The 22,165-nt window shown below is 59.6% G+C and carries 22 protein-coding genes and 1 riboswitch; of the genes, 13 read left to right on the forward strand and 9 right to left on the reverse strand.

The genetic code is table 11. From position 1 onward, the window contains the following. Positions 1-2: 2 nt before the first annotated feature. Positions 3-524, reverse strand: coding sequence for a DUF6446 family protein (locus ACXAH8_RS09415; RefSeq protein WP_475217815.1), 522 nt, complete (start codon positions 522-524; stop codon positions 3-5). Between the two features lie 79 nt (positions 525-603). On the opposite strand from ACXAH8_RS09415, the gene ACXAH8_RS09420 reads away from it, so the two are divergent. Continuing rightward, entirely contained in the window at positions 604-1,236 is a 633-nt protein-coding gene (locus ACXAH8_RS09420) for a MarC family protein (protein WP_475217817.1), read from the forward strand. Positions 1,237-1,244: 8 nt separating this feature from the next. Here the strand turns inward: ACXAH8_RS09420 and ACXAH8_RS09425 are convergent, their stop codons facing one another. Then, a complete protein-coding gene (locus ACXAH8_RS09425) occupies positions 1,245-2,174 on the reverse strand; it encodes a glycine--tRNA ligase subunit alpha (protein WP_170689909.1) in 930 nt (309 codons plus the stop codon). A gap of 205 nt (positions 2,175-2,379) precedes the next feature. Here ACXAH8_RS09425 and ACXAH8_RS09430 point away from each other — a divergent pair, with 205 nt between their 5' ends. After that, positions 2,380-4,119 (forward strand): serine protease, encoded by a 1,740-nt coding sequence (locus tag ACXAH8_RS09430; protein ID WP_475217818.1) that lies wholly within the window; start codon positions 2,380-2,382, stop codon positions 4,117-4,119. Positions 4,120-4,179: 60 nt separating this feature from the next. Here the strand turns inward: ACXAH8_RS09430 and ACXAH8_RS09435 are convergent, their stop codons facing one another. Both ACXAH8_RS09435 and ACXAH8_RS09440 read right to left on the reverse strand, forming a co-directional pair. Continuing rightward, positions 4,180-5,754 carry a 5-guanidino-2-oxopentanoate decarboxylase gene (locus ACXAH8_RS09435; RefSeq protein ID WP_475217820.1) on the reverse strand — a complete coding sequence of 525 codons (1,575 nt, stop codon included), beginning with the start codon at positions 5,752-5,754 and terminating at the stop codon, positions 4,180-4,182. Then, a complete protein-coding gene (locus tag ACXAH8_RS09440) occupies positions 5,751-7,202 on the reverse strand; it encodes a TrkH family potassium uptake protein (protein ID WP_475217821.1) in 1,452 nt (483 codons plus the stop codon). Before ACXAH8_RS09440 ends, ACXAH8_RS09435 begins: the two co-directional genes overlap by 4 nt. Here ACXAH8_RS09440 and ACXAH8_RS09445 point away from each other — a divergent pair. Further along, on the forward strand, positions 7,201-8,172 hold the full coding sequence (locus tag ACXAH8_RS09445) for a hypothetical protein (RefSeq protein WP_475217823.1): 972 nt from the start codon (positions 7,201-7,203) through the stop codon (positions 8,170-8,172). The genes ACXAH8_RS09440 and ACXAH8_RS09445 overlap by 2 nt on opposite strands. A gap of 134 nt (positions 8,173-8,306) precedes the next feature. Here the strand turns inward: ACXAH8_RS09445 and folE2 are convergent, their stop codons facing one another. Then, entirely contained in the window at positions 8,307-9,410 is a 1,104-nt protein-coding gene (folE2, locus tag ACXAH8_RS09450; RefSeq protein WP_425083340.1) for a GTP cyclohydrolase FolE2, read from the reverse strand. A 205-nt stretch (positions 9,411-9,615) separates the two neighbouring features. Continuing rightward, positions 9,616-10,806 (reverse strand): O-succinylhomoserine sulfhydrylase, encoded by a 1,191-nt coding sequence (metZ, locus tag ACXAH8_RS09455; protein ID WP_475217825.1) that lies wholly within the window; start codon positions 10,804-10,806, stop codon positions 9,616-9,618. 65 nt (positions 10,807-10,871) lie between these two features. Beyond that, positions 10,872-10,949: riboswitch (SAM riboswitch) on the reverse strand. 132 nt (positions 10,950-11,081) lie between these two features. Between metZ and ACXAH8_RS09460 the strand changes: the two genes are divergently transcribed. The 3 genes from ACXAH8_RS09460 to ACXAH8_RS09470 all read left to right on the forward strand — a co-directional run bounded on the left by ACXAH8_RS09460 (position 11,082) and on the right by ACXAH8_RS09470 (position 13,627). After that, entirely contained in the window at positions 11,082-12,017 is a 936-nt protein-coding gene (locus tag ACXAH8_RS09460) for a DUF726 domain-containing protein (protein ID WP_475217827.1), read from the forward strand. Between the two features lie 23 nt (positions 12,018-12,040). Continuing rightward, complete coding sequence (locus ACXAH8_RS09465; RefSeq protein WP_475217829.1) at positions 12,041-12,730, forward strand: glutathione S-transferase N-terminal domain-containing protein; 690 nt, start codon at positions 12,041-12,043, stop codon at positions 12,728-12,730. Between the two features lie 363 nt (positions 12,731-13,093). Continuing rightward, the gene (locus ACXAH8_RS09470; RefSeq protein WP_475217831.1) at positions 13,094-13,627 is read left to right on the forward strand and encodes an extensin-like domain-containing protein; all 534 of its coding nucleotides are present in this window, start codon (positions 13,094-13,096) and stop codon (positions 13,625-13,627) included. Here ACXAH8_RS09470 and ACXAH8_RS09475 read toward each other — a convergent pair. Beyond that, positions 13,624-14,019, reverse strand: coding sequence for an OB-fold nucleic acid binding domain-containing protein (locus tag ACXAH8_RS09475; RefSeq protein ID WP_475217833.1), 396 nt, complete (start codon positions 14,017-14,019; stop codon positions 13,624-13,626). The genes ACXAH8_RS09470 and ACXAH8_RS09475 overlap by 4 nt on opposite strands. A gap of 127 nt (positions 14,020-14,146) precedes the next feature. Between ACXAH8_RS09475 and ACXAH8_RS09480 the strand changes: the two genes are divergently transcribed. Further along, entirely contained in the window at positions 14,147-14,470 is a 324-nt protein-coding gene (locus tag ACXAH8_RS09480; protein WP_170376365.1) for a 2Fe-2S iron-sulfur cluster-binding protein, read from the forward strand. Continuing rightward, positions 14,470-15,237: an FG-GAP repeat domain-containing protein gene (locus ACXAH8_RS09485; RefSeq protein WP_475217835.1), complete on the forward strand. Its 768-nt coding sequence runs from the start codon at positions 14,470-14,472 to the stop codon at positions 15,235-15,237. Before ACXAH8_RS09480 ends, ACXAH8_RS09485 begins: the two co-directional genes overlap by 1 nt. Positions 15,238-15,317: 80 nt before the next feature. Here ACXAH8_RS09485 and purD read toward each other — a convergent pair whose 3' ends face one another. Next, on the reverse strand, positions 15,318-16,580 hold the full coding sequence (purD, locus tag ACXAH8_RS09490) for a phosphoribosylamine--glycine ligase (protein WP_475217836.1): 1,263 nt from the start codon (positions 16,578-16,580) through the stop codon (positions 15,318-15,320). Positions 16,581-16,656: 76 nt separating this feature from the next. Here purD and xseA point away from each other — a divergent pair, with 76 nt between their 5' ends. After that, positions 16,657-18,141: an exodeoxyribonuclease VII large subunit gene (xseA, locus tag ACXAH8_RS09495; RefSeq protein WP_475217838.1), complete on the forward strand. Its 1,485-nt coding sequence runs from the start codon at positions 16,657-16,659 to the stop codon at positions 18,139-18,141. A gap of 3 nt (positions 18,142-18,144) precedes the next feature. Here xseA and ACXAH8_RS09500 read toward each other — a convergent pair whose 3' ends face one another. Further along, positions 18,145-18,540, reverse strand: a complete 396-nt coding sequence (locus ACXAH8_RS09500; protein WP_475217839.1) for a hypothetical protein — start codon at positions 18,538-18,540, stop codon at positions 18,145-18,147. A 129-nt stretch (positions 18,541-18,669) separates the two neighbouring features. On the opposite strand from ACXAH8_RS09500, the gene ACXAH8_RS09505 reads away from it, so the two are divergent. The 4 genes from ACXAH8_RS09505 (at position 18,670) to ACXAH8_RS09520 (ending at position 22,064) form a co-directional block, all read left to right on the forward strand. Further along, positions 18,670-19,308 (forward strand): lysoplasmalogenase family protein, encoded by a 639-nt coding sequence (locus ACXAH8_RS09505; protein WP_475217844.1) that lies wholly within the window; start codon positions 18,670-18,672, stop codon positions 19,306-19,308. A gap of 59 nt (positions 19,309-19,367) precedes the next feature. Then, positions 19,368-20,453: a signal recognition particle-docking protein FtsY gene (ftsY, locus tag ACXAH8_RS09510; RefSeq protein WP_475217846.1), complete on the forward strand. Its 1,086-nt coding sequence runs from the start codon at positions 19,368-19,370 to the stop codon at positions 20,451-20,453. 86 nt (positions 20,454-20,539) lie between these two features. Next, on the forward strand, positions 20,540-21,442 hold the full coding sequence (locus tag ACXAH8_RS09515; RefSeq protein WP_170689884.1) for a DMT family transporter: 903 nt from the start codon (positions 20,540-20,542) through the stop codon (positions 21,440-21,442). A gap of 16 nt (positions 21,443-21,458) precedes the next feature. Beyond that, complete coding sequence (locus ACXAH8_RS09520; protein ID WP_170638981.1) at positions 21,459-22,064, forward strand: inner membrane-spanning protein YciB; 606 nt, start codon at positions 21,459-21,461, stop codon at positions 22,062-22,064. The last annotated feature ends 101 nt before the right edge of the window (positions 22,065-22,165 follow it).

Here is a 22,165-nt window from a genome sequence, read left to right on the forward strand (position 1 = left end):
CCTTACTGCTGCGGTCTGGGTGGGCATTCCTCGCCGACCACGGTGCCATCATAGGCTTTTTCACCGCAATTGTTCAGAGAATGCCAGACAAAGCCACGCCCATCCTCAGCAATCACAACAATGCGGTCCACCCCGTAGTGGATATTCTTCGCGCTCATGTAGGCCTGCGCCTGCCCCGTCTTCAACGCATCGGCTATAGCGACCGCATCATAGCAGTCGAACCAACCCGGAGCGGTCAAAGGCTCTGCATTCTCGACCGTTGTGAAACCCGACAATTGTTCCTTGGAGAGATCCGTGTTGAAGCAGGCCCGGTACCGGATCGGAGAGCTGTCTGCATCAATCGCCTGAAACAACGAATAGGCAATCGGCTGAGGAGTTTCACCGCCCACAGACAAAAGAGTAACGTCCTGTCCGGGCTTGGTTTCGACCTCATAATAAAAGCCGTAGACTTGCAGGTAATACATGCCCGCCCCGGCCAGCACGGCCGAAAGCCCCAGAATGATCGCAAGCAATTTTCCCGTCATTGTCTTAGGCTGCCTCTTTCAAGTTCCTGAAAAATGGGACAGGTTTCGCAGTAAAACTTTAAACCACAAGGGTGTTTTCATGGAATCGACCCTCGCCGTTGGGTTCTTTGGTGCGCTGTTTGCGATCATGAACCCGATCACCAACCTGCCTGTGTTCCTGAGTGTTACGCAGGACCTGCCCCCTGCGGATCAACGTAAAGTCGCAGTCAAAACCGCGCTCTACTGTTTGATCCTGGGCGGTGCGTTCGCGGCCATTGGCAGTCAGACGCTGAGCCTGTTCGGCATCAGCGTAGACCATCTGCGCGTCGCCGGAGGGTTGGTCGTGCTCATGATCGGCCTGAACATGCTGAACGGCAACGAAAGCAGCTCGCATCACGGGACGGACGGAGAAAAAGAGGCCTATCCTGCGCCTGACACAGTCGCGTTCTACCCGCTGGCCTTTCCCATTCTGGTCGGTCCAGGCACGATCACAACCCTGATCCTGTACGCGCATCACGTCAACAAGCCGCTTGAAGCTGTTGTTTTCGCAGGTGTATTCCTGACCGTCGTCGCCTTGCTTCTGGTTACGTTCTGGAATGCCCCATGGCTGTCCAAACGTCTTTCGAGCAACGCGCGTGTCATCATGAGCCGCTTCATGGGCATGATCCTTTCGGCCATCGCCATCGGCATGATTTCTGACGGCCTCAAGGCATTGCTGCCCGGATTGGCCTGAACGCTGCATCAGGCCTCGTACCCGGCGGCCTCGGTCAGAACGAACGCATCCGCGCATTGCTTCGCCAGCGCCCGTACACGGCCGATGTACGCCTGCCGTTCGGTCACCGAGATCACCCCGCGCGCGTCCAGCAGGTTGAAGATGTGGCTGGCTTTAATGCACTGATCATAGGCCGGGTGCGCCATCACGATGCGCTTGCCGGTTTTAGGATCATCATGCTGTTGCTCCAGAATGGTGGCGCATTCGGCCTCAGCTTCTTCGAAATGACGCAGCAAAACCTCAGTGTTGGCCACATCAAAGTTCCAACGGGCGTATTCCTCTTCGGTCTGCTTGAAGATGTCACCGTATGTCAGCGGGCTGGGGGACTGAGGATCGTTGAACGGCATATCCATCACATGGTCGATGCCCAACACATACATCGCCAGACGCTCTAATCCATAGGTCAGTTCACCTGAGACCGGCGTGCAATCATGACCACCGACCTGCTGGAAATAGGTGAACTGGCTGACTTCCATACCGTCGCACCAAACCTCCCATCCTAGGCCCCACGCGCCGAGGGTCGGGCTTTCCCAGTCGTCCTCGACAAAACGGATGTCGTGCAGCTCCATGTCGATGCCGATGGCCTCGAGGCTGCCCAGATACAGCTCTTGCAGGTCCGGCGGGCTGGGTTTGATCAGAACCTGATACTGATAGTAGTGCTGCAGACGGTTCGGGTTCTCACCATAGCGCCCGTCGGTCGGACGGCGCGAAGGCTGAACATAAGCCGCGGCCCATGCCTTGGACCCCAGCGCGCGCAGGGTTGTCGCCGGGTGGAACGTCCCTGCACCGACCTCCATGTCATAAGGCTGCAAAATCGCACAGCCTTTCGAGGCCCAATAGGTCTGAAGCCGCAGGATGATCTCCTGAAAAGAACGAGGTGCGCTGGACTGATCGGTCATGACATTCCCTTTGGGCGCGCCTGCGCCCGGTTCCGATGGGTTTGGCCCTTCCTATGCAAGGGGCCGAGGGGCGTCAACGGGCCAATAGGTCCCTGCTGTATCTGCGCTGCCACACCGCAAATTCCCCGCATTCCCACCATGGCTTTCGCCACCCGAAATCGGGTATTCTGAGCAAAAGCATCAAAACTGCATAAACGGGCAGAAAATGACACGAGTATTTACGGCAATTCTATTGTTTCTTTTGGTCGGCCTACGCGCGGCAACCGCCCAGCAAGATCAGGGCGTCTGGGTTCAGGTCGAGGCGCAGCCATCCCTGCGTGAGGCACAAGATCGTGCGCAGGATTACGCCCGCGCACTGCCTGACGTGAACGGCTTTCGCCTGGGCAGCGGTTGGTACGCCATTGTGATCGGCCCCTATCTGCGCAGCGACGCAGAACAGGTGCTGCGGGTTTACCGCGCCGAAGGACAAATTCCTCGCGACAGTTTCATCACTTTCTCAAGTTCCTTGGGCCAGCAGTACTGGCCGGTTGGCGCGAATGTGCTGAACCGGGGCACCGTCGCCCCGACCGTTGAACCCGAACAGCCCTCCGTCGACACGCTGTCCGATGCAACCACGCAGTCGTCGGATGAAACCCGTGCCCAAGCGTTGCAATCTGAGCGTTTGCTGACGTCTCAGGAACGTAAGGACCTGCAGACAGCCCTTCAGGCCGCGGGGTTCTATAACTCGACCATAGACGGAGCCTTCGGCCAAGGTACACGTCGTTCGATGGCCGACTGGCAGAGTTTTAACGGATATGAGGCAACCGGCGTTCTGACCACCGTCCAACGCGCCGCATTGATTGAAGACTATAACGCTCCGCTAATCAGCGTCGGAATGGCGCGATACACCGACGATCAGGCCGGGATCTCGGTCGATCTGCCGCTGGAGGCCATCGCCTTTGACCGCAATGAGGCCCCTTTCGCGCATTTCCAAAGCACCTCTGACCTGAACGCACAGGCGCTGCTGATCAGTCAGGAGGGTGGCAAATCCACCCTGCGCGCGCTGTATGAGGTTATGCAGTCGCTGGAAATCGTGCCGCTGGACGGTCCACGAGAACTGCGCGGCGATCGCTTTACTCTGGAAGGGCGCGGCAAAGGCATCGTCTCTTACACCGAAGCGGCGCTGAAGGATGGCAAGATCAAAGGCTTCACCTTAGTCTGGCCCGAGGGCGATGAGGCCCGCCGTGCCCGTGTTCTGGCTGCGATGAAGGCCAGCTTTGCCACCACCGACGCGGTTCTGGATTCCAGCGCAGGCACAGATGCTGAGCAACGCGTCGATCTGGTCTCGGGGCTTCAGGTTCGCAAACCGCGCCTGTCCCGTTCGGGCTTCTTTGCGGATGCGTCCGGCACTGTCCTGACTGTGTCCGAGGCCGCCGACAGCTGCAGCCGTGTCACGCTGGAAGGCGATCAGGAGCTTCAGGTGGCCTGGACGGACGCCGATCTGGGCGTGTCTGTTCTGCGCCCGCGCGAGTCTTTGGCCCCGATCAACGTGGCCGAGTTCCGCTCAGACCAGCCGCGTATTCAGTCCGAGGTCGCGGTCTCCGGTTTCTCTTACGAAGGGGCTTTGGGGGCACCGACGCTCACCTTCGGTCAGATCGCAGACGTGCGCGGCCTGAACGGAGAAGCCGGTGTGAAACGTCTCGCTCTGGCCGCACAGCCGGGCGATGCCGGTGGTCCGGTCTTTGACGACAGTGGCAGCGTTGTTGGCATGCTTCTGCCCACCCCGTCCGAAGGCCGCACCCTGCCCGGCTCGGTCAGTCTGGCGGTTTCGACCCAAGGGCTGAATGACGTCCTGACGCAAGCAGGTATCTCGGGCCAAGCGGCGCAAGAAACGGCTGAGATCTCACCCAACGAGCTGAGCCGCCGCGCCAACGGGATGACCGTTTTGGTACATTGCTGGGACTAACAAAGTCCCGAAACTGAAAAAGCCGCTGCGCATCTGCGCGGCGGCTTTCTTGTTTCCCAACTAAAGAATGTCCGGCGTCACGTAGATCAGTGTCGGTCCCGTGGCCTGAAACGCGGCTTTGACCGCCTCCTGCATCTCATCCACAGTTTTCGGAGCACTGGACAGTGCCCCGAACGCCTCGGCGAGTTTGCAGAAATCAGGATTGCGCACCACAACCGCGTTAGGCGCAATCTGGCTGCGGACCATGCTGTCCTCGATCTCTTTCAGCTTGCCGTTGTCCCAGAGGATAATCGGTAAAGACAGGCCCAGTTCCACCGCCACGCCCAGTTCTTGTATCGTGTAGTGGAACCCATAATCCCCGGCGATCACCGCCGTCGGCCGACCCCGTCGCGCCACCGCCCCGCCAATGCCAGCGGGCAACGCATAGCCCAAGGTGCCAAAGCCGGTCGGATGGTGCCAATGATGGGGATAGGCCATATCCCAGACCTCTTTCGCGGCATAGGCGAATTGGGTCATGTCGGAATAGATCATGGTGTCGGCAGGCATCGCGGCGCGCAGCGCATCAGCGACGGGCAGGATACCCGGGCGCTCAGCATCGACCTCGGCCCGCCAACGGGCGCGCGCCTCGGCGACTTCCTCAGCCGTCCAGCCTGTCGCAGGTTTGGCGCTTTCGGTAATGGCCCACAGAGCGCGGGCAAAGCTGGCACTGTCGGCCTGAATTTTGACTGCGGCGCGATGGCGGTCTGACAGGACCTCGGGGTCCAAGTCGACGCGGACCAGATGCGCCGAATGGCCAAGCTCTTCCCGCCAGAGGTCAACCTCGCCCAGCTCGGCCCCAACAGCGATCACCAGATCGGCTGAGGCGATCACCTCGGCGCTGCCGGGCCGAGGCAGCATCGCCCCGAAATCCAATGGATAGTTCGCACCGACCAAGCCACGCCCTGCGTAGGTGGTGAAACAGGCCGCTCCCAGCTGAGTCAGGATCTGCCGCCATTCGTTCGATTTGCAGCCGCCGCCCAGAATGAACAAAGGTCGTTTGGAGATGTTCAGCAAGGACACAACAGGCGCGACGTCCGGGGCAAACACCTTGGGGCGTAAGGCCGGTTGGTTCGGGAATGGCGCGGGATCGGCATCGCCCTCAAGCTGCGCAATCGGTACTTGAATGTGCTTTGGCCGCGGACGCGAGAGTTCGAATTCCTCAAACGCACGCTCGACCAGACCATAAGCGGCCTGCGCGGTGTTCGCCTGCGCCGACCAATCCGCGACCGTGCCCGCCGCCCCTTGCTGGTCCTTCATCTGGTGCAACTGACCGCGCTGCACCTGCGTCTCATCCAGACAGGATGACAGCACCAGCATCGGGACCGAGTCGCTATAGGCCTGCCCCATCGGCGTCATGATATTGCACAGCCCCGGACCCGTGATGACATAGGCAACGCCTGGCTTGCCCGTTGCGCGCGCATAGCCATCAGCCATAAAACCGGCGCCCTGCTCATGCCGGGCCAGCACATGGGTGATCCCGGCCTCTTCAATGCCGCGGTACATTTCCTGATTGTGGACGCCGGGAATGCCGAAAATCACATCCACGCCGCGATCCCTCAGCATGTGAGACAGCTGCGCGCCAAGGGGTCTTTTCATAAGTCTCTCCAGAATTGCACGGTAAAGATTGCGTACACGGCCAGCAACTCAAGCCGGCCGACCAGCATGCCTGCGGTCAGCAGCCATTTCGCGGTGTCGTTCAGGCCAGCAAAATTGCCCGCCGGCCCGATTTGGTTCCCCAGCCCCGGCCCGACATTGGCCAACGCCGTCGCGGCACCCGAAACAGATGTGATGAAGTCCAGTCCGGTCAGCGCCAGCGCCCAGGACAAAATCCCCATCGACAGGACGAAGAACATGAAAAAGCTCATGACCGAGGTCAGAACGTCCCGGCTGACGGGCCTCCCGTCGTAAAGCGGAACGAACACCCCATGCGGCGATCGAATGCGCCGGATCTGCGTTTTGATTGACGCAAACAGAAGCTGATAGCGGAACACCTTGATCGAACAGGCGGTCGATCCGGCGCAGCCTCCGATCAGGCCGATCAGGAAGAACAACATGATCGGGAAGCTACCCCACAGCATGTAGTCAACACTCGCATAGCCAGTGCCCGAGATGATTGAGGTGATGTTGAACAGCGACTCGCGCAGGGCCCTTTCCCAATGGTGCGGGAAGACCGAGGTCAGGAAGACGGACATGACCACGACCAGAACCAGTATGGTTGCCAGAAAGGCGCGGATCTGACTGTCCTGCCATAGCGACGAGGTGTTGCCATTGGCCAGTTGCACGTAGCGTACGAAAGGCAGTGCCGCGAGGATCATGAAGACCGAGGCCGCGTATTCCGCCGGGCCACTGAAGGTTGCAAACGAGCTGTCGTAGTTCGAAAATCCGCCCGTTGCGATGGTGGTCATGGCGTGGACCGTCGCGTCAAAGAACCCCATCCCAACGGCTGCATAGACAAGGCTACAGGCCAGTGTCAGGAACACATAGATCAGCGATATCTGACCCGCAATCTCCTGCGCGCGGGGAAGGATTTTCCCCATGGTTTCAAAACCTTCCGAGCGGAAGATTTGCATACCACCGACCCGCAGCTCGGGCAGAAAAACCATAGCCACAACGATGATCCCGATGCCGCCCAGCCATTGCAGGATACCGCGCCATAGCAGCAGGCCCTGCGGTAGGTCATCCAGACCCGAAATCACGGTCGATCCGGTGGTGGTCAGGCCCGACATCGCTTCGAAATACGCGTCGACAAAGCGCAGCTCGGTCTCGCCAAACAGAAACGGAATTGCTCCGAACACCGGCAGCGCGACCCAGACGCCCGAGGTCAGCAAAAAGGTCTGACGGATGGTCAGACCTTCGCCCACGCCATTGGCGCAGCTCAGCGCAAGGACAACCCCGGTCAGAACGGTGATGATCGCGCTTTCAAGAAAGACATGCCACTCGCCCCGCCCCTCGATCATGTCGGCAAGCATAGGCAGCAGCATGGTCGCCCCCAGAATGGCGACCAGCATGCCAATCACATATCCGACCGGGCGAAGATCCATCATGACGCGCAGCGTTGGCGCGCCAGCCCGACCGTGTCAAGCAGATGACCCCGATTACTCGTCGGATTTCGCAACGACCTTGGGCATCGCGGGCGGTTTAGACGGCGCGCGCGTCTTGCGAGGGGCCGGTTTAGGGGCCTCTGTGGTCGCTGCAGCCGCTTTGGCCGGCGCCGCGATTGGTGCCTTGGCCGCGGGTTTTGGCGCAGTCTTGGGGGCCGCAGGAGTTTTGGCCGGTGCCGCCTTTTTAGCCACGGTCTTTGCCGGAGTTGCCTTAGCCGCAGGTTTAGGTGTTGCGGGCGCAGGGGCAGCCTTGGCCGAGGGTTTGGATGTCGCCGGTGTAGGCGCTGCCTTGGCCGCTGGTTTTGTCTTTGCTGTTGCCGGGGTCGTCTTAGCAGCCGGTTTGGGCTTTGCTGCCGCCGGCGCAGCCTTAGCCGCCGGTTTAGGCGTTGCAGGTGCGGGGGCAACTTTGGCGGCTGCGGGTTTTGCCGCCGGGCGCGGTTTGGCGGTGAATTTTGCAACCGGCTCGGCCTTAGGCTTAGATGCGGCGGGTTTGGATTGCACCTTCTTGGCAGTCGAGGCCCGCTTAGCCGGAGCAGGTTTTGCGACCGGTTTGGCAACAGGTTTAGGTGAAGCCGCACGTTTTGCTGCAGGTTTGGCCGGCGCCGGCTCCGATGCTGTATTGCGCAGCGCGTGCAAGGGCGCCATCGGCAGTTCCATGGCCGACCGGGCCATGATCTGCATAATCTTCATCTGGCTGACCACGGCGTATCCAGCCACGCGCATTGCAGCCGCCTGCAGCTCCAACGGTTGGGAAATTGGGTTCATGACATGTCTCTCCTGTAAATGCGATGCAGCCGGAACACTGAGAGAGGGATGCCCAGCCCGCGCCGATCACTCGGGCGGTTGGCGGGGTCTTGCAGTCCAAGGCGTCGCACGTCTCGGCTTCCTTCCGGGGGCGGCACACCCGTCCTAGAACGGGCAAGCGGCAGCTGCATTCCCTGCCTTCATAGCCCATTTACTGCGCAGACGCAGCAAGTTTTGCTGCATTGCGGCGAAAAAGCGCTGTTTAGGAGAAGACGCGGCTAAATTTTCCGCATCTCCGGAGGGTTAGCCCACGTGGAATAAGGTCGTGAACAGACGCGGATCAAGGCTGGAGGCCGCAAATGTAGGCCCTTCCGTCAGGATCGAGACCGCATCATGGCTGTGCAGGCTCTCCTGATGGCTGGCGATCACACGGAAATCGCCCACGTGATGATCGGCCAGCAATTCGGCACAGAACAGGCGCGCAGCGTCTTCGACAAAGATCGGATTGGCCGCGTTCAACTCGGCAAAAGCCTGTTCATCCTCGCGCTTGACCATGACCTGCGTTTCCGTCGGGACTGCACGGCGGCACAGCTCGATCAGGTCTTCGAACCACAGGCAATCAGCGTCGCAATCCACCAACACTGAAATCCGCGCGACCGAGCGCTGCGAGTGCGGCGTCGCCAACTGTCCACGCTGCGACCGGGCGTGCTCGCTCAGTTCCAGCGAGCAAGGACAGGTCGAGGAATAGACATAGTCCAGATGCATGATCTTCTGGCGCACACCGTTCTGTTCGATCAGCTCCAGCGCGATGTCGTAATACTGGTAGCCCTCCAGCCCAGAGCGCAGGCTTTTCACCTTGGCCGGATAGGAAAAGCGCATCTGTAGACGCGCATCGAAACTGTCGAGGTCGGTCAGATAGTCGCTCAGCGCCGCTTCCATCACCTCAAAGCTGAAGGTCCGCTCGGCGTGTTTGTAGAAGGACCGCATGATACGGGACATGTTGATGCCCTTCTTCTCGGCCTCGAGGCTCACCGTGCCAGTGACTGAAGTCTCGAGCGTCAGATCGTCCCCATCCTTGCGATGAAAACGGATCGGCAGGCGAAAGTTCGAGATGCCCACGTGCTGGATCTGCTGCTTGGCCCCCCGGATCAGGCTGGACGGGCCGTTTTGCAGGTCGGGCAATGTTGCCCGATACGCCTCATCCGCGACAAAACCTTCGGGGTATTCACGTGACAGGGACGGATAGTTCACCGCCGACATGCCGGGCACGAGCCGCGCCAAGGACGGGTCAAGCTGGCTGATCTCGGCCGCAGGCGCGGTCTTGGCCCATTGCCGCAGCAATTTCAGCGCTTCAGCGGCCTGTTCCCGGTTTGGGGCGTCGTCGATGTCACGGGGGTGAACATTCATAGGCTGAGGTTCCTCGGTTGGCCGTCGAAATTCAAACGGCTGAAGTTCAGTATCCAGTTTAACCCGATACGGGCCAATTAACAGGATGGATCGAAAAAACCCAGTGTAAATCCGGCATTCTGCGCGCGGCAGCGACACAGTTTACGCTAACCTCGGTGGATCAGAGAGGCAGGTTGCACCGCCTCTCTGTCTATAACGGCACCTGCTAGCCCTGCGAAACCTCCAACGCATGCTGGATATCGGCCAACAGATCGTTTGCATCCTCAAGACCAATGGACAGGCGGATCAGACCGGGTGTGATGCCAAGCTCATCTTTCTGTTCATCACTCAGACGCTGATGGGTTGTGGTTGCAGGATGGGTCGCGATGGATTTCGCATCCCCCAGATTGTTCGAGATCACCGGGATCGTCAGCGCATTCAGAAATGCAAATGCTGCGTCCTTGCCGCCCTTGATGTCCAAAGACAGCACGGTTCCGCCCTTGCCCCCCAGTTGCGTCTGTACCAGAGCATTCTGTGCATGGGTTTTCAGACCCGGATACAGCGTCCGCTCCAGCGCCGAGTGGCCTTCCAGCGCCTCGGACACGGCCTGCGCTGTTGCGGCCTGCGCGTTGACCCGCAGGGCCATCGTTTCAAGACCCTTCAGCATGATCCACGCGCTGAACGGGCTGAGCGCGCCGCCGGTATGTTTCATGTAGGGCTCGACCGTGCCGCGGATGAACTCCTTGGTGCCAAGGATCACACCGCCCAGCGCCCGGCCCTGACCGTCGATATGTTTGGTCGCCGAATAGATCACCACATCCGCGCCCTGTTCGACCGCGCGCGAGAACACCGGGGTCGAGAACACGTTGTCCACCAGAACCAGTGCACCAACCGCATGGGCCAGTTCTGCAACGGCGGCAATGTCGATCACCTCGAGCGTCGGGTTTGACATGGATTCGAAGAAAACAGCCTTTGTGTCCGGGCGGATCGCCGCCTTCCACTGGTCAAGATCGGTGCCATCGACAAACGTCACTTCAACGCCGTAGCTGGTCAGGATGTTTTCCAGGATGAATAGGCACGACCCGAACAGCGCTTTGGCCGAGACCACATGGTCGCCCGCCTTCAGCATCGAGGTCAACGCACCATTGACAGCCGCCATGCCAGACGCGGTGGCAAAGGCATCCTCGGCCCCTTCTAGCGCGGCGATGCGCTGTTCGAACATCGACACAGTCGGGTTGCCATAGCGGGCATAGATGAACTCATCCGGGCCACATTCCAAGAACCGGGCCTCGGCCTGCTCGGCAGTGTCGTACACGAAGCCCTGGGTCAGGAAGATCGCTTCGCTCACCTCGTTGTACTGACTGCGACGGATGCCGCCATGGACGGCTTGGGTGCGTTTGGTCCAGTTCTCGATCATGTCATTCCTTTCGGCCTCGATCCCAGAGGCGCATCAAAAAAACCCCAGACGCGGTCAAGCGAAAGGGGCCTTTCATCCTGACCTTTTAGCGGTGTTGTTTAGCGTGGCCCGCAATCCGGTAACAAATCGCCACGTGGTGTTGTTGCCCTTACGCCGCAGTTGCGAATTCGTCAAGCCCGACACCTGCAACGTCACGGTTCTGTAATCGTTCATTCACGGAAACGTCATAGCGTCATGACAAAGCGGCACCACAACATCTTGTATGAGGCAGAGCTATGCCAGTAGTCAGGATCAACGCTGTTAACGGACGTGCTGAGTTGCATGGTAGTTCCCGACCCTTGATCGGGGCTGTTCAAGAAGCCCAGCAAACCGACGGGCCAGTCATTGTCATGACCCACGGATACAAGTATCGGCCCGACGATGCCGGTGCTTGCCCACACCGGCATATTCTATCGCTGCACCCCAAGGCGATGCCTTGGTACAGCCCCAGCTGGCCGCAGCATCTGGGCTTTGGCAGCGGGTTTGAGGACGAAGGTCTTGCCATTGCCGTTGGTTGGGACGCGCGGGGCCCGCTCTGGTCAGCGCAACGTCGTGCCGTTGAAGCGGGCAAGGTACTGGCTGACGTCATTCGTAAAGTGCATCTTTTGAACCCAAAGCGTCCGATCCATTTCATCGGCCATTCCATGGGTATCGAAGTGGCGCTGGAGGCGCTACATCACATTCCACCCGGCGCGCTCAGCCGGATCATTTCTCTCACCGGGGCTGCCTATCAATCCCGCACCGTCGCGGCCCTGACTACACCTGCCGGGCGCGCGGCTGAATTCATCAACATCATCAGCCGCGAAAACGATCTATTCGACTTTCTTTATGAAACCTTCATCCAGCCACCCCGTCGTGGCGATGTCAGCATTGGCGCGGGCCTGACGGCACCAAACTCGGTCACATTGCAGATCGATTGCCCGGACACGGTGGATCACCTGTCGGCGCTGATCTCCCAGCTCGCCGCGCCCGAGCGGCGTATCTGCCACTGGTCCAGCTACACACGCCCCGGCGTGCTACGCGTCTACAACGCCTTGCTGCGCGACCCCGAGCGCCTATGCCTGCAAAGGCTCAAACGCGGTATCCCCGAAAAACCGCACAGGCGCTGGTCACGGTTTTTTGCCCTACCCCGCCCACAGGGCCTCTTGCCGTTTGCTCAGAAAGCTTCATGATCCCCTTAGCTTTAGGAGACATCATGATCGACCTGTATTTCTGGCCCACCCCGAACGGTTGGAAAGCCTCTATCGCACTGGAAGAGATGGAGCTGCCCTACAACACGCATCTGATCAACATCGGTAAGGGCGACCAGTTCGATCCGGAGTTCCTGAAGATCTCACCCAATAACCGCATGCCCGCCATCGTCGATCCGGACGGGCCTGATGGTGCGCCAATCACGGTTTTCGAAAGTGGCGCGATCCTGATGTATCTGGCGCGCAAGACCGGCCGGTTTTATGGCGCAACCGAACGGGACAGGGTTGCGGTAGAAGAGTGGCTGATGTGGCAGATGGGCGGCGTTGGCCCGATGGCGGGTCAGGCGCATCACTTCCTGAAATATGCCCCTAACCTGGAGCCTCCGCAGGACCTGCCCTACGCCAAAGACCGCTACCGGACCGAGGTCGCCCGGCTTTACGGCGTGCTGGATCGTCGCCTGGCCGAGAATGAATATGTCGCAGGTGATTTATACTCGATCGCCGATATGTCGATTTGGGGCTGGGCGAGCCTTTGGGAGGGTCAGCAGCAGGTTCTGGACGATAAGCCTCACTTCGCCCGCTGGCTAGAGGCCGTGAGCGCCCGCCCGGGCGTGCAAGCCGGACGCGCCTTGTATGCAGAGCTGCGCGGGGATCACCGGGATAAGCAATCGCAAGGGGTGCTGTTCAAGCGATAAGAACAGCGCCAGAACGGACTCCCAAATTTCACCGACTGCGGCGTGATTTCCCGGTCGTCCTGAAGAAGCAAGATTCGACTTCGTTTAGTTCCCGTTTTCAGTGTAAGCTCTTGGAATTTGGAGGGTTGAATGCGGCTACTGGTAGCGACACTCATGTTGTGCGCAAACGCAGTGCGTGCGGAACCGGATTGCGCAGAAAGTCCGCCATCTCAGCAAGTCGACCTTATTGCAGTAGAGCTGACGGATGAGATAGCTCTTCAGCCCATAACCGTCAGCGCGGTAGATGACAAAGGGGTTGTGGTTTCCCGCAGGCCAGCCCTGAGACCGTGTAAGTTCAGAAATTTTGAACTTGGTCGCGCGCTTATGCGTGAACGTGGCGCGGTGTGCGGCGATTGGACAATTCTGGGCAAGGTCCGCACGCCTATAGCCGGGAAATTCAGAGGGTGCGGCATCGCGAACCCGGTTCAGGTTCACAGGATTTCTGACATTTACCTCAGTCAACTGGCGCTGATGGATTGCGAAACGGCTATTACGTTGAAGACCTGGATTGAGAATACAGCCAAACCAGCTTTTGCGGGTCAAGGTGGTGGCCTAAAGGGCATGCGCCTTGTCGGCCACTATGCGTGCAAGACGCAGAACAACCAGCCCTTCGCGCGTCTTTCCGAGCATGCAAGAGGGCGCGCAATAGATATTTCCTCATTTATCTTAATGGACGGCACCATTCTTTCGGTCCGTGACGGCTGGGAGGACGACGCTTCAAACCAGGTCATGCGCGAGTTGCACAGCGGCGCTTGTGGCCTGTTTGGCACCGTGCTTGGTCCCGAGGCAGATCAGTATCACAAAGGGCACTTCCACTTTGATACAGCGCGTCGCGGCAGCGGACCTGTCTGCCGTTAGGGCTTTGCACAGATTTGCCCTAACCCATCCCCCCGCACCAGCACATCCAGCATCCCCGAGATATCCTCGATCTCTTCCGCGATGACATGGATCACCGCGTCGGCCTTCTGCATTCGGCCCGTAACCTTCAGCAACCGTCCCGAGATCACCGCGCGGCGGAATTGTTCGTAAATCTTGCGCCAGACCACGATGTTCACGATCCCCGTCTCATCCTCAAGCGTCAAAAAGATCACCCCTTTGGCGGTTCCGGGCCGCTGTCGCAGGATCACCAAACCCGCCACCGCCACCCGCGCGCCTTCGGGCGGCTGATCCAACCGGTTGGCAGGCAAACAGGCCGGCGGTCGGGGCCAGGTTCGGTTTGAAACATCAGGACAAGTCGCGGCAACAAGCATGAGAACAAAAATAGAACAATCACGCAGAAAGTCCAGACGCGGCGCACAGAGTCGCAAATGAGGCTAGAAAGACCTAAATGCCTTGATTAAGGAAGAATTCGAACATCGCAAAAGGAAGACGCAAGCCATGGCAAAGATCACCTATGTCGAGCATAGCGGTACTGAACATACAGTCGACGTCGCCAATGGGCTGACCGTTATGGAAGGTGCCCGAGACAACAACATTCCCGGCATCGAGGCCGATTGCGGCGGCGCCTGCGCCTGCTCGACCTGCCACGTCTACATCCACCCCGATTGGGTCGAAAAAATCCCCGCCAAGGATGACATGGAAGAGGACATGCTGGACTTTGCCTATGAGCCCGATCCCGCCCGCTCGCGCCTGACCTGTCAAATCAAGGTCACGGACGCATTGGACGGTCTGGTCGTGCAAATGCCAGAAAAACAAATCTGATGCCCTCCAAAGCGCCGCGTCCCCCCGTCTGCCCTTGGCGCCGTCGGGCACGCGGCGCGACACCGATGTTTTGCCTATGGCTGCTGAGCGCAAGCTCTGCAGCGGCGCAAGAAGAAATCATCGAAGCCCGATTTACCGAACCCACAACACGCTACGCCCATGGCGTATTGGGGGACGACGTGGAATACGGCGCCTTAGAGCTCCGGGTCGAAACTCGCGGTTCAGACAGTGCGCAAACGCTACGAACAATACGCCTGCCCCAAGATCGGGTTTTCGAAGACCTTTCCCCTAGACTGGTGGACATGGACTCGGACGGAACGCCCGAAGTTGTCGTGGTCGAATCGCACGCCCAATTTGGCGCACAACTTGCAATCTACGACGAAAGCGGCACAAAGATCGCTGCCACCCCGCATATCGGAACCCGCTTTCGCTGGCTTGCCCCGATCGGCGCCGCCGATCTGGATGGCGATGGCTATACCGAGATCGCTTATATCGACCGCCCTCACCTCGCCAAAACCCTTCGCATCTGGCGCTACAAAGATGGCGCGTTGGCCGAGATCGCCTCTTTACCCAGTCTGACCAACCATCGCATTGGTGAAGACTACATCTCTGGCGGCCTGCGTGACTGCGGCGAGACGCCAGAACTGATCACAGCCAGCGCCGACTGGTCGCGCATCATCAGCGTCACCTTTAACAGTGGATGGACCACGTCAGACCTCGGCCCCTTCACAGGCCGTCAAAGCCTGAACCAAGCCTTAGAGTGCTGATCCGCCCTTCATCTGGCTAGAAATATACTAGGGATGAGGCCGCAGGCCGAGGGGGCAAAGCCCCCTGACCCACGTCAAAGTCAAAGCGCCCGCCACCCAATATCGCGCCGAAAAAAGCCCTCGGGCCAATCCACCCCGTCAACCATGGCATAGGCCCGATCTCGCGCTTCTTGCAACGTTGCGCCGCGGGCGGTGACGTTCAGAACACGTCCGCCAACCGCTTGTATCTGCCCCTCAACAGCCTTTGTCCCCGCGTGGAACACCATGTTGCTGCTGTCTTCAGGAAGGTTGTCCAAACCTTTGATAACCGAGCCTTTCTCATAAGCACCCGGATACCCGTTGGCTGCCATAACAACGGTCATCGCATGATCATCGGCCCAGTTCACGCGCGTTTCGTCCAAACGCCCTTCGGCTGCGGCATGCATCAGGTCCATTGCCTGCGCACCAAGACGCATCATCAAAACCTGACATTCGGGATCGCCAAACCGGACGTTGTATTCCACCAAACGCGGCTGTCCATCCTTGATCATCAGACCGGCGTAGAGAACCCCTTGGAAGGGCGCACCCCGGCGCTTCATCTCGGCAATGGTTGGGCGGATGATCTCATCCATCGCCTGCGCCTCAATCTCGGCGCTTAGAACAGGAGCCGGGGAATAGGCCCCCATCCCGCCCGTGTTCAGACCTGTATCCCCCTCGCCCACGCGCTTGTGATCTTGTGCGGTGCCGATCGACAGGATGTTCTCTCCATCGCAGAGAACGAACAGCGAGGCCTCTTCGCCATCCATAAATTCTTCGACAACAACTTCGGCACCGGCCCCGCCGAAGGCCCCGCCAAACATGTCGTCAATTGCGTCCAGAGCGGTCTGCTCGTCCATCGCCACAATCACGCCCTTGCCCGCCGCCAGACCATCAGCCTTGACCACGATCGGAGCGCCCTGCTCTTGGATGTAGGCCTTAGCGGGCGCGGCTTCGGTGAACCGCGCATAGGCCGCTGTCGGCGCGCCCGAGGCATCGCAAACCTCTTTGGTGAAACTCTTCGAGGCTTCCAACCGGGCCGCTTCGGCAGAGGGGCCAAACACCAGCACACCGGCTTCACGCAACCGGTCGGCCACGCCAGCGGCCAGAGGGGCCTCGGGGCCGACGATCACGAAGTCAATCGCGTTGGCCTCGGCGAAATTGACAACCGCACCTCCATTCTCGATATCCAGCGACGCGCATTCGGCGATCTGAGCGATCCCGGCATTGCCCGGCGCAACGATCAGACGGTCGCATTTGGGGTTCTGCATCACCGCCCAAGCGAGGCTGTGCTCACGCCCACCGCTGCCGAGAATAAGAATGTTCATTGGGTCGTCTCCGATCTGCTTGGCCTCGCCTGCGCGGCGTTCTAAGCTGGCACGGCATTTGACACAAGGCGCTGAAATGTCCGACCTGCTTGACGACCCAATTCCCGGCCAAAACACCCCTGAATACTCGGTTTCCGAGATTTCTGGCGAGGTGAAGCGCACGCTCGAGGGCTCGTTCGGGCGAATCCGTGTACGCGGCGAGGTCGGCCGTGTGTTCAAGGCGCGCTCGGGCCATCTGTATTATGACATCAAGGACGATCGGAACGTTCTGGCCTGCACCACGTGGAAGGGTCAGATTTCCGGCCTGTCCGTTGTTCCCGAAGAAGGGTTGGAGGTCGTCGTCACCGGTCGCCTCACAGCATTCGGCGCGCAATCCAAATACAACATGAATGTTGATGAGGTCGCCGTCGCTGGCCAAGGCGCGCTGATGGCGCTGTTGGAAAAGCGTAAGAAGCAGCTGGAGACCGAAGGGCTGTTCGCGCCTGAGCGTAAGAAACCACTGCCCTACCTGCCCCAGATCATCGGTGTCGTGACCTCTCCGTCCGGGGCGGTGATCCGCGATATCCTGCATCGCCTGCGCGACCGGTTTCCCCGCAAGGTTCTGATCTGGCCTGTCGCCGTGCAGGGTGCAAACTGCGCGCCCGAGGTAACCCGTGCCATCGAAGGCTTCAACGCGCTTACGCCCGGTGGGGCACTGCCGCGCCCCGATCTGATCATCGTTGCACGCGGTGGCGGCTCAATCGAAGACCTATGGGGGTTTAACGAAGAAAATGTGGCCCGCGCGGCTGCGGCCTCAGAGATCCCGCTGGTCTCAGCCGTCGGGCACGAGACGGACACGACGCTGATCGACTTTGTCTCCGACCGCCGCGCACCTACGCCAACAGCCGCAGCCGAATTGGCCGTCCCCGTGCGGATGGAATTGATGGCCTGGGCCAACGAACAAGGCGCGCGCCTTTCGCGGGCTGCGAGTGATGCGGTTCAGCGCCGTGCGCAGCGTCTGCGTGACGTGTCTCGTGCGCTTCCGCGCCCGGATAGCTTGTTGAACTCTCCACGGCAGCGCCTTGATCTGATTGCAGAACGCCTGACACCCGCATTAGATCGCGGGGTGCAAAATCGCCGCCTGCAACTGGTCGAGATGTCGGCGCATCTGCGCCCGTCGACTTTGCGAGGCGTCGTCTCCTCCCGTCAGGAACACCTGCGCAACCTGTCTTCGCGTCTGTCCCTCCGCCCGATCCAGCGCGAAATTGAACAGCAACGCCAGGCCACCGCCCGACTGGCTAAGCGGCTGGACGCGGCCCAAACCGTCCGACTGGAGCGCCTGCGCCAACAACTGACAGCAACCGACCGCCTACGCGAAACGCTCAGCTACAAGGCAACGCTGGCGCGGGGCTATGCGGTTGTGCGCGCCGAGGGCGACGTCGTGACCACCAAGGCTCAGGCTGGCAAACACGCGGCGCTTGAGATCGAATTCTCGGACGGTCGCCTGGCGACCGGTTCCGCTGGCCGCCCTGCCGCGAAAAAATCCAAAACCGACGCACCGGATCAGGGATCGCTGTTCTAGCGTTTAAACCCCGACTTCAGGCCCCAGACATACCATCTCTTCCCCGAGGTCTTCCGCCTCGTAGAGTTCAGTCGCTTGCGGATCACCTTCGAACTGCGCGATCAGCCCACCGCCCGAGCGCGTGAATACCCAGCATTGCGGGTCCAGCCGGTCTTCGTAGACGAAACAAATCTGATCCTCGCGCTGATACCAGACGCCTTCTTTGCACTGTCCGTCCAAAAACGACCAGATCACGCGGCGGTTGGGCAAGTATCGCTCAACGCCATAAACCTGCCCTTCAAAACCATAAAACAGGGTTTTGCCCTGCGTGTACTCATCGAACTCGGCCCCGGACAGCGCCGTTTGCGCGCCCGCTGTCTGCGCCGAAAACGCCAATAGAATCACAAGATGCCTCAACATGAGGCCATAGTGTCAGATGCGGGCGGGCATGGCCAATCACCACGCCGGTATTCGCCTGCCCCCACGTTATTATTGTGCCGCGTGCCTCCGCAAAGAACATTGGTCCCTAACAAGACAAAGGGGACCGACGTGACACACCTGCTATTCTGGCTCGCCGCCGCTTGCGCTTTGGCCTATTGGCCGCTGTCCCCACGCCCGGCAAGTTTGCTCCGCACCGTTCTGAAAACCGCGTCGGTTGCTGTGCTGGCGCTCGTCGCCCTCCTCAGCGGTGGCGCATCCTTGTTGGTTGTCGCATTGGGCCTCTGCGCGGTTGGGGATGCTCTGTTGTCTCGAGAGTCCGACACTACCTTCATGACGGGTATCGGCGCGTTTGCTGCGGGCCATATCGCATATATCGCGCTGTTCCTAACGCACCCCAGCAGCAATATTGACCTCACACTGGAACGGCCGGGATATTTCTGGTCGCTCCTCATTCTGGGGATCGTTGCCGCCACTTTGCTATCCCCGCGCGCTGGAGAACTAAAACTCCCTGTTCTGATTTACATCCCGATCATCCTTGGCATGGGCGTCGCAGTTCTGTCTTTGCCTGAGACCGGAATGCTGCGTTGGGCCTTACCCGCGGCACTGGCCTTCATAGCCTCGGACCTTGTGCTGGCGACCGAGAAGTTTCTGCTGCCCCAAGGACATCCAGCCCTGAAGCAAACCCCCTATATGGTCTGGCCGCTTTATTGGGCTGCGCAGGCTGGACTACTGATCGCTTTCACCTGACCCTTTGCAACTCCGGCAAATCCACATTAGGTGGAGGGGAACACCTGCGGAGACCGAAAATGGCGTTTTTTTCAAAGCTGAAGGACAAGCTGTTCAAATCCTCATCCCGTCTTGAGGAAGGGCTGGACGCCATTGTCGAAGACGGAGGCGAAGAAACCACCGCACCAGAGCCGGTGGCGCAGACGCCCGAACCCGCCCCGCAACCGCAGGAAGCGGCTCCGCAACCCGAGACGGCGCAAGACGATCAGACCGCATCCAGCGGATTGCTGGGTCGCCTGTTCAGCCGCTCGGAGACCAAAGCCGAAATTCGCCGGACCCTGGATGACGATATGCTTGAACAGCTCGAGGAGCTGCTTATCGCCTCGGATATGGGCGTCGACACCGCCCTACGCGTTACCTCGAACATGGCCGAGGGGCGTTTTGGCCGCAAACTCTCGTCCCGCGAAATCAAGCAACTGTTGGCGCAGGAAGTGGCCCGCGTGATGGAACCGGTCGCCCGCCCCCTGCCAATCTACCCCAAACGCCCGCAAGTGGTTCTGGTGGTTGGCGTCAACGGCTCGGGCAAGACCACAACCATCGGCAAACTGGCCAGCCAGTTCAAATCCGCTGGCAAAAAGGTCGTGATCGCCGCCGGAGACACATTTCGCGCCGCCGCTGTAGAGCAGTTGCAGGTTTGGGGTGACCGCGCTGGTGTCCCGGTTCTGACCGCGCCCGAAGGCTCGGACCCTGCCAGCCTTGCCTTTGACGCCCTGACCAAAGCGCAACAGGACGGTGCCGACCTTCTGATGATCGACACTGCAGGCCGCCTGCAAAACCGCGCCGACCTGATGGAGGAACTGGCCAAGATCGTCCGCGTGATCCGCAAGGTCGATGAAACCGCGCCGCACAACACGCTGCTTGTGCTGGATGCGACCACGGGCCAGAACGCCCTCAGCCAGGTGGAAACCTTCCGCAAACTCGCCGATGTGTCGGGCCTTGTGATGACCAAACTGGACGGCACAGCAAAAGGCGGCGTGCTGGTCGCGCTGGCCGACAAGTTCGGCCTGCCCATCCACGCCATCGGCGTCGGAGAGCAAATAGACGACCTCGCCCCGTTCGACCCCGAAGAATTCGCAGCCGCGCTAACAGGTCTCGACCAAAACTGATCCGCCTCTTCATCTGGCTAAAAGTATCCTCGGGGGTCTGGGGGCAGACAGCCCCCAGCCTCGCCACACTGGACAAGTTCTGACAATTGAGCGACTGGCTGATCTCACTCGAAGGCACCGAAGCGGGCCACAATCTCGCCCTTGGCCTGGCGTTGATGGCAGCTTTTCTGCACGCGGTCTTCGGAGCACTGCAAAAGGGCCGCCACGATCCGTGGCTGTCTCGTGGGGCCATCGACGCCTGCTATTGCCTGATGGCCATCCCCTTTGCCCTATTCGTCGTGCCATGGCCCGAACCCTATATGTGGCCCATTTTCGGCATCGTCTGGCTGATCCACATCACCTACAAGATCCTTCAGGCCTTGGCCTATACCAAAGGCTCCTACACGGTGGTTTACCCGGTCGTTCGCGGTACCGGCCCACTTTTCACTGTGATCGGAGCCTACCTTCTGTTCGGAGAAACCTTCACAGGCACGCAATGGTTCGGTGTGGCCGTCCTTCTGGCCGGTATCTTCGGGCTGGCTGCCTATAACTTCCGGTTTCTGGAAACCAATCGTGAGACTCTGGGTATCGCGCTCACCCTGGCGATTGCCACCGGCCTCTTCGTGGCGCTCTACACGACTTATGACGCCTATGGCATCCGCGCCACCGCCGATCCGTTCACCTTTCTGGCCTGGTTCTTCATGATCGACGGCTTCGCGATGCCGATCTACGCGTTCCTCAGATGGCGTGCCATGATCAACCGCCCTTCCCCAGGTCCGCTGATGCTGCGCGGGCTCGCAGGCGGCTTGATCGCGCCGCTGTCATTCGGAGCCATCATGCTGGCCACCCGATTGGACAAAGTCGGAGAAGCGGCTGTACTGCGCGAAACATCAACTGTATTTGCAGCCTTGATCGGCTGGCTCGTTTTGAAAGAAACCGTTGGCCCAAGGCGCATCGCCCTGATGGCACTGATTGCATTGGGCGCTGTAATCGTTGAAATGGGCGGATAAACAGCAGGACAACACGATGACAGGCAAAAAAGAGATCAACCCGTTTCTGAAACAGGTGCTGGAGCTGGGCCCCCCGCTGGCCTTCTTCTTCATCTACCTGCGACTGCGTGATGACAGTTTTCTGATCGGCGGTGTCGAGTATTCAGGCTTCATCATCGCTACTATCCTCTTTGTCCCGCTGATGCTGGCGGCAATGGGCATCTTGTGGTTCCTGACAGGCAAGCTCAGCCGGATGCAGATATTTACCGCTTTCATGGTGATCTTTTTCGGAGGCCTGACCGCCTGGTTCAATGATGAGCGGTTCTTCAAAATGAAAACCACGCTGGTCTACGGGTTCTTTTCAGTCATCCTCGGGATCGGCTTGCTGCAGGGCAAGTCCTATCTCGCCTACGTTCTGGACGAGATGCTGCCGATGAAGCACGAAGGTTGGATGATCCTGACACGTCGCCTCTGTGCTTGCTTTGCCGTTCTGGCCATCGCCAATGAGATCGTCTGGCGCACCATGTCCACCGATCTGTGGGTCAAGATCGAAACCTTCGCCTTTCCCATCGCGCTAATGGCCTTCCTGATGTACCAGTTCCACCGCCTGCAGAGCTATCTGGAAGACCCCGATCGCCAGTAGTCGACCCAAAGCCCCCTTGGTATCAGTTTGACACTCATCCGAGGAAACCACTTGGCTTGTTGACCTTGCTGTGAATAATTGAGTAACCACTCACCATCCTA

The organism is Ruegeria sp. ABV3_008, from assembly GCF_056161185.1.

Excerpts from the sequence above, each read along its gene's own strand:
- ACXAH8_RS09475 (WP_475217833.1), bottom strand. The coding sequence starts at position 14,019 with ATGCTTGTTGCCGCGACTTGTCCTGATGTTTCAAACCGAACCTGGCCC.
- ACXAH8_RS09440 (WP_475217821.1), bottom strand. The coding sequence starts at position 7,202 with ATGATGGATCTTCGCCCGGTCGGATATGTGATTGGCATGCTGGTCGCC.
- purD (WP_475217836.1), bottom strand. The coding sequence starts at position 16,580 with ATGAACATTCTTATTCTCGGCAGCGGTGGGCGTGAGCACAGCCTCGCT.
- ACXAH8_RS09425 (WP_170689909.1), bottom strand. The coding sequence starts at position 2,174 with ATGACCGATCAGTCCAGCGCACCTCGTTCTTTTCAGGAGATCATCCTG.
- ACXAH8_RS09435 (WP_475217820.1), bottom strand. The coding sequence starts at position 5,754 with ATGAAAAGACCCCTTGGCGCGCAGCTGTCTCACATGCTGAGGGATCGC.
- ftsY (WP_475217846.1), top strand. The coding sequence starts at position 19,368 with ATGGCGTTTTTTTCAAAGCTGAAGGACAAGCTGTTCAAATCCTCATCC.
- ACXAH8_RS09430 (WP_475217818.1), top strand. The coding sequence starts at position 2,380 with ATGACACGAGTATTTACGGCAATTCTATTGTTTCTTTTGGTCGGCCTA.
- ACXAH8_RS09520 (WP_170638981.1), top strand. The coding sequence starts at position 21,459 with ATGACAGGCAAAAAAGAGATCAACCCGTTTCTGAAACAGGTGCTGGAG.
- ACXAH8_RS09445 (WP_475217823.1), top strand. The coding sequence starts at position 7,201 with ATGACGCGCAGCGTTGGCGCGCCAGCCCGACCGTGTCAAGCAGATGAC.
- ACXAH8_RS09465 (WP_475217829.1), top strand. The coding sequence starts at position 12,041 with ATGATCGACCTGTATTTCTGGCCCACCCCGAACGGTTGGAAAGCCTCT.
- ACXAH8_RS09460 (WP_475217827.1), top strand. The coding sequence starts at position 11,082 with ATGCCAGTAGTCAGGATCAACGCTGTTAACGGACGTGCTGAGTTGCAT.
- metZ (WP_475217825.1), bottom strand. The coding sequence starts at position 10,806 with ATGATCGAGAACTGGACCAAACGCACCCAAGCCGTCCATGGCGGCATC.
- xseA (WP_475217838.1), top strand. The coding sequence starts at position 16,657 with ATGTCCGACCTGCTTGACGACCCAATTCCCGGCCAAAACACCCCTGAA.
- ACXAH8_RS09500 (WP_475217839.1), bottom strand. The coding sequence starts at position 18,540 with ATGTTGAGGCATCTTGTGATTCTATTGGCGTTTTCGGCGCAGACAGCG.
- ACXAH8_RS09420 (WP_475217817.1), top strand. The coding sequence starts at position 604 with ATGGAATCGACCCTCGCCGTTGGGTTCTTTGGTGCGCTGTTTGCGATC.
- folE2 (WP_425083340.1), bottom strand. The coding sequence starts at position 9,410 with ATGAATGTTCACCCCCGTGACATCGACGACGCCCCAAACCGGGAACAG.
- ACXAH8_RS09470 (WP_475217831.1), top strand. The coding sequence starts at position 13,094 with ATGCGTGAACGTGGCGCGGTGTGCGGCGATTGGACAATTCTGGGCAAG.
- ACXAH8_RS09485 (WP_475217835.1), top strand. The coding sequence starts at position 14,470 with ATGCCCTCCAAAGCGCCGCGTCCCCCCGTCTGCCCTTGGCGCCGTCGG.
- ACXAH8_RS09480 (WP_170376365.1), top strand. The coding sequence starts at position 14,147 with ATGGCAAAGATCACCTATGTCGAGCATAGCGGTACTGAACATACAGTC.
- ACXAH8_RS09415 (WP_475217815.1), bottom strand. The coding sequence starts at position 524 with ATGACGGGAAAATTGCTTGCGATCATTCTGGGGCTTTCGGCCGTGCTG.